Source organism: Chryseobacterium sp. UF-290 (assembly GCF_058245615.1).
The window spans coordinates 72,350-79,189 of record NZ_JBSICB010000021.1; the positions used below are offsets into that span (position 1 = coordinate 72,350).

General features: G+C 35.7%; 4 protein-coding genes and 1 tRNA gene. All 5 read right to left on the reverse strand.

The annotated features are described in order from the left end of the window. Positions 1 to 16: 16 nt before the first annotated feature. The 5 genes from AC4IF5_RS18895 to AC4IF5_RS18915 all read right to left on the reverse strand — a co-directional run bounded on the left by AC4IF5_RS18895 (position 17) and on the right by AC4IF5_RS18915 (position 6,839). Entirely contained in the window at positions 17 to 985 is a 969-nt protein-coding gene (locus AC4IF5_RS18895; protein ID WP_490737278.1) for an SDR family oxidoreductase, read from the reverse strand. 2 nt (positions 986 to 987) lie between these two features. Further along, entirely contained in the window at positions 988 to 3,321 is a 2,334-nt protein-coding gene (locus AC4IF5_RS18900) for a GumC family protein (protein WP_490737280.1), read from the reverse strand. A gap of 6 nt (positions 3,322 to 3,327) precedes the next feature. Further along, positions 3,328 to 4,035 (reverse strand): polysaccharide biosynthesis/export family protein, encoded by a 708-nt coding sequence (locus AC4IF5_RS18905; RefSeq protein WP_490737282.1) that lies wholly within the window; start codon positions 4,033 to 4,035, stop codon positions 3,328 to 3,330. 345 nt (positions 4,036 to 4,380) lie between these two features. Continuing rightward, a complete protein-coding gene (locus AC4IF5_RS18910; protein ID WP_490737284.1) occupies positions 4,381 to 6,303 on the reverse strand; it encodes a polysaccharide biosynthesis protein in 1,923 nt (640 codons plus the stop codon). A gap of 462 nt (positions 6,304 to 6,765) precedes the next feature. Continuing rightward, positions 6,766 to 6,839: transfer RNA gene (locus AC4IF5_RS18915), tRNA-Asp, on the reverse strand. Position 6,840: the final 1 nt, after the last annotated feature.

The following is a 6,840-nucleotide window of genomic DNA, read 5'->3' on the forward strand; positions in this document are numbered from 1 at the left end:
TTCGATTAAAAAATGTTTACTTTAAATTCGCCCAATACCAGCTAATAGCTTCCTGTAAGCCTTTATCTATATTATGGCTGGGTTTATATCCTAATAATTTTTCTGCTTTTTCTACTGATGCCAGTGAGTGTGGGATGTCACCGACACGGTTCGGTCCATGGGTAGCATTAATGTTGACAATCTCCCCATCAAATTCACTCAAATATTTTTTTAAATATCCCACCAGGTCATTCAATGTTGTACGATCACCGACTGCTGTATTATAAACTGTATTCACCGCATCCGGGTTTTCAGTCAGCATGGCCAGCTCATTCATCTGGATTACATTGTCTATGTAAGTAAAATCACGGGAATAGTCACCTGTACCATTGATTTTCGGAGCCTCATGATTGATCAGTTGTTTTATAAATAAAGGAATCACAGCGGCGTAAGCTCCGTTAGGATCCTGTCTTCGTCCGAATACGTTAAAATACCTCAAACCAATGCATTCCATTCCATAAGTTTTTCCGAATACATCCGCATATAATTCATTAACATATTTGGTAATGGCATATGGTGATAATGGTCTTCCGATAACGTCCTCAACTTTAGGCAATGATGTAGAATCTCCATATGTAGATGATGAAGCAGCATACACGAAACGTTTTACATTGGCATCACGGGCTGCAATCAGCATATTTAAAAAGCCTGAAACATTAACCTCGTTACTGGTAATAGGATCTTTAATTGACCGGGGAACAGATCCCAATGCTGCCTGGTGTAATATATAATCTACATTTTCTACCGCTTTCCGGCAAGTTTCCAAATCACAGATAGTACCTTCAATGAGTTTATAATTTGGATTTTCAAGGAAAGGTTCAACATTATGACGATGTCCTGTTGAAAAATTATCCAGACAAACAACGTTATAGCCTTTATTTAAAAAATACTCTGTTAAGTTAGAACCGATAAAACCCGCTCCACCTGTAATTAAAATTCTATGCATTTCTATAATTTAAACATTTTCTTCCACCAACTTTTCTCATTGGCATTACTGTATCCATAGCCATAGCTGTAGTTGTACCCATAGCCACCTGCTCGCTTTGAAACATCGTTAATAACAAAAGATACATTGTCCAGCTTAGAGTCCTTCACCAGATCATTAGCAAAGTCTATCAGTACATTTCTTGACACGCCGGATCTTAGAACATATAAGGTTGCATCGGCTGTATCAGCAATGCTGAGAGTATCTGAAACCAGCATCAGCGGTGCAGAGTCTATAACGATATAAGCGTATTGAGATGACATCTGCTCGATAAGCTTTTGATATCTTCCATTAGAAAGCAGCTCCTGAGGATTCGGAGGAATCGCTCCGGCATAGATGACATCACATGAAGGATTGGTAGTAGATGTATGAATAAGCTCCTCCACCTTTACAGAGTCATCATATAAAAATTCTGTAAGACCTTTTCTTTTGGTAGGCTCACTATCATACCGCTGAATCTGAGGGTTACGGATGTCTGAACCAATTAGCAGCGCTCTTCCGTTTTTATTCGCTAACGTAAGAGCAAGATTAACAGATACAAGGGTTTTTCCCTCGCCTTTTACTGAAGACGTTACCATAATGACTTTAGCAGAATCTTTTACAGGTAAGACGAATTTCAGGTTGGATACAAGGACTCTGAATGCTTCTGCAAGCTCTGAGAAATCATTTTTCTGTATCAGATGGTTTTCATTATCCTTAAGGGACGGTATATCTACCAGCACCCCCATTCCTGAACGCTCTTTAATATCATCCCTGGTATAAATCTTATCATCCAGCATAAATAGAAAATAAAGAATGGCAAAAGGAATTAATAGCCCAAGGAAAAAAGCTCCTAAAAAAATAATATTTTTTTTAGGGGATACAGGTATATCTTCCGTAAATGCAGGGTTTACAATTTTAGCTTTTGGCACCTCTACTGACAGATTGATTGCATTTTCTTCTCTTTTTTGAAGAAGAAATAGAAAGAGCTGCTCTTTGAGATTTTGCTGTCGTTCTATTCCTCTGTATACTTTAGTTTGTCCAGGAACCTTTTCTATGATACTGTTATTCGTATTAATCTGGCCTTGAAGCTGAGCAATACCCGCTTGTACACTTGCTTTCTGCTCACGGATATTGTCCCGGATATTATCCTTCAAAGCAGCAATCTCCCTGTTCATTTCTATGACAGCCGGGTTTTCATTAGTTGCTTGCTTAAGGGTCTTATTTCTACTGATAACGAGTTGATTGTATTGAGAAATAGTCTGTTCCAGCGAAGGACTCAGTCCCAGGTTAGATGGCATTAGCTGATTATTACTTTTTGAAGCTTCTGCTGTAAGAGAGTTCAAAAGATCAAGCTGAGTCTGCTGAAGAAGAAGAGACTTTGTATTTTCACTGGTATTCTGAAGAGCCAGTTGAGCCTGGGCCTGCAAATCAACAATACGGTTACGGTTTTGGAAATCTTCTTTCTGATTTTCAACCCCGGAAAGATCTTTGGTAATAACTTCCAGCCTTCTATCAATAAACTCCTGTGTATTCTGAGCCTGTAAATTTTTATCTCTCTGCCCATCTAAATTGTACTGTCTGGCTACTTCATTAAGAATAGCTTCAGATTTTTCAGGAAGTGATGCGATAAGACTAATATCCATCAACATAGCCTTTTCTTCAGGTAACGTTACCTGTATTTTTTTTTCCAGTTTTTTTACAGTCTCAACAGGATTCCAAAAAACGATTTTATACTCAGATTTAATGGCAACAGCGGGGTTTCTTTGAAATACCACAGTTCCAAAATCCAATTGTATGGGAATATTAAATTTCCCTGTAATCTTATTTTTTTTCCCGCTCTGAAGTGTAAACTGCTCTCCTTTTACATCCGTTAAAGTATATTCAGAGGATATAAATTTTTTATCCGTATTGGTTAAGATCTTTGCTGTTACTGGAGCTTCGGAAAACATTTGTGAATCTTTGATCTCTCCTGTATTAAAATACTCTACATTAAGATTAAGATTTTTCACAACCTGCATAAGTATAGGCCGCGACTTCACAACTGCTGCTTCACTTTTCAGCTCATCTGCATTACCCAAACCTATACCAAGATTGTCCAGATCAGACAAAGCAGAGGAAAGATCATTTTGTTTTTTATCAAATTTAAGAGTGGTTTTTGATTGATATTGAGGTGCACTATACCTAAGATAAATATAAGCACCTATTACAAAAATCAGAATAGAGGCGATAAACCACGGCCATTTATATAAGTATTGAGAAATAGTTTTTCTTATATTCAACTTTTCTTCCTTTTCCTGAAATTCTATTTGCTGCATAGTGTATTATCGTGTTAAAGAAATAATAAGAGTGGCTACACCGAGTGCTGAAGCAAGGATCTGAAAAGTAAGGGCCCTGTTCGGATTTGTATTGGCTTGTATTTGCTTATTCTTATCCGGCTGTACATACAATACATCATTCTGCTTCATGTAATAGTAGGGAGAATTAACAATATCAGATCTTGAAATATCTAAATTGACAACTTCATCTGTCCCGTTATCTCCGGTACGAACCAGCTTAATGCTTTTACGGTCTCCATAGTCCGTCATATCTCCGGCAAGGCTTAAAGCCTGGAAAATATTAAGCTTTTGCGTACTGCTTTCTTTCTGCCCCGGATTTTTAACCTCTCCTAAAACACTTATATTAAAATTTTTAAGACTAATCGTAACCAGGGGATCTGTAAGATATCTTTTTAAACGGGATTCCAGCTCTTCTTTTAATTGTACCTGTGTCATCCCTTTGCTATATACATTACCTAAAACCGGGAAATTAATGTATCCATTCTCATTCACTAAGTATTCACTTGGCTGTACATATTGATTAGGTCCGCTTGTAGAAGTGCTTCCTACCTTATTAGTGGTATTAAGATTAAAAGGCTTTACCGCAACTTCATCCAGTGCAGAGACAAGAATCAAAAGGACATCACCCTCCTGGATATGTAAGCCCTGAAACTTAGCCTTGCTCACCTCTTCTTCCATATTATGATTTGACATATATACCATACTCTGTTTAGGCTTACATGATAATAATATAACTGATAACAATACCAGATATGTAATAATAGATTTCTTCATATGCTGTTTTAAGTCTACTGAAATTAATAGGCAACCTTCATTAAAGATATTTATTATTTATAATATATAATAAAGGAGCGAACTACACATTTTTTTTATAAAGTCCAACTATATAGGGACATATTTAATGCTAAATAATTTTTATGGTTAATTATTTTTCAAGGTTAGTTCTTTGTGTAGCAATTATCATTCCGATTGAAAATAAAACAACAAAAAATTTAATTTTTTTTTAATTTTTTATCTTTTTTTATTGACTTATTTTTTCTAATGAAGGGCCTCTTTTACAGCCACTCCATCCAGGATTTCGAACTCCGAATTATTGCTTATAAACTCCGGTACAATGACCTTCAGTATTTTAACAACCTGTAAACTATCTTTCTTAACGGCAGAAAGCATAATTTGTTTGCATAAGACTTCAATTTCTTCAAACTCCATCAACGGATCTCTGGATATCATAATTTTTTCATGATGGGTAGGAATAGTCGTAGAATTATCAGTTAAAAGCTCTTCATATAGCTTTTCACCAGGTCTTAAGCCTATAAAATCAATTTTAATATCAATACCTGGTGTATATCCTGATAATTTTATCATTCTTTCCGCTAAATCCAGGATTTTAACCGGTTTGCCCATATCGAAAACATAAATCTCACCCCCTTGTCCCATCGTCCCCGCCTGAAGTACCAATTCGCAGGCTTCCGGAATGGTCATAAAATAACGAATGATATCAGGATGGGTAATGGTAACAGGACCTCCTTTTTCAATTTGTTTTCTGAAATGGGGGATCACGGAACCGTTAGATCCAAGTACATTCCCAAAACGGGTCGTAATAAATTTTGTAGTATTATCCGGCGAATTCTGTAAAGACTGCACAAAAAGCTCAGCAGCCCTTTTAGAAGCTCCCATTACATTGGTAGGATTCACAGCCTTATCCGTAGATACCATTACAAAACGATTAACGTTGTATTTTTTAGATAATAAAGCCAGATTTCTGGTCCCTCCTATATTTACAAAAATAGCTTCATGCGGATTATCTTCTATTAAAGGGACATGCTTATATGCAGCAGCATGATATATAATTGAAAATTCATTCTCTTCAAATAATTTCTCAAGTCGGTAGCGGTTTGAAATATCTGCCAGCACAAATTTGAAATTCTGACCGGGAAATCTCTCCAACATCTCAAGCTTAAGCTCATGCAAAGGAGATTCAGCCTGATCCACAACTACAATAAGAGATGGATCTAACTGTGCCACCTGCCTTACAATTTCACTTCCAATAGATCCGGCTCCACCGGTCACCAAAACACTCTTATTAAAATGGCGTTTCTTTACTTCTTCATTTTCTATCTTGATTGGGGTACGGTTGAGCAGATCTTCAATTTCAAGCGGACGGATACTTCCTATAATACCACTTTCTTTCATCTTATTAATGACAGGTGCTTTCAATATCTTTAATCCTTTATCTAAAGCAAGGGTCATCCATTCCTCTACCTCCTGCTTTGACATCGTTCCTTTGATTAAAACGGCATCAAACTGTCTCGTCAGCTGATCACTTGTAAGGAATTCCTTTTTCTTATAAATCTTATGGCCCAGCAACATGGCCTTTTTAAAATCCGACCTTGCACTAACGAACCCTGCCAGCATATAAGGATGTCTTGGACTGTGAATGATTGCATTCGCCAGCGATACAGACTCACCATCTATTCCTATTACAGCAATTCTCATTTTGGATGAAGCATTGCTATTCTTAGGACCCATCACTGCACTGAAAAACCGCTTGGTAAGCATTCTGAAGAAAAACATCAGAAAAACAGAAATAAAGAAAAATAAGAAAAGAGCCGTATATAAATATACAGGTTTACCCAATTCCAAAGATGAGATAAAATTCACCCCAAGCAACACGATCAGGGTACTTCCCGAAGACCAAACAATTCTGAAAAAATCAAAAAATGTAGAGTACCTTATAATTCCCGAATAGGTTTTGAACAGAAACATAAAGAAAATATTAACAATAACAACTGTCAATATTTTTTCATTCTGATACTCAATAAAATTAATTTTTACTTTCAGACTGCTTATTAAGAGTAAATATGAAAATAAAATAGAAAAAAAAATGAGTAAAGTATCAATAAGAAAAACAGACCACCAGGGCATATACCTTAACTCCCTGATTTTAAAAACATCCCCCATATACAAATAAAGCTAAAATATCATTTTCATTAATTCAACACTTGGTGGCTTTTATTTTAAACGAAGATAATAATTATTATCAATATTTTTAATACCATATGTTAATTTTTATTCAAAATATAATTTTTCAAATATTCTGAAAATATACTTGAAAGCAAAACTATTGAGCAGGTTCTGGAAAACTTTTTCCATTTTAGTTTGTTTACACTTTTTATCAATGTTGATTTTGATTGTTTGAATTTTTATAAAAATTCATTTTGTCAAGAAGTAAATTGGCTCCCTTTTTACACGCCTTTATCATATATGGTATAAGAATTAAATTCTTTATGTCAAAAACAGGAATATTATTTTCTCCTCAACTTTTGTACTGATCAATTTTTACTCTCTGTAAACACATATAAAAACAAAAAAACTGTAAAATGTATATTTTACAGTTCTTGTATTACTTTGATATCGTAGTTGCGATCCGGACGGGACTCGAACCCGCGACCTCCGCCGTGACAGGGCGGCATTCTAACCAGCTGAACTACCGGATCA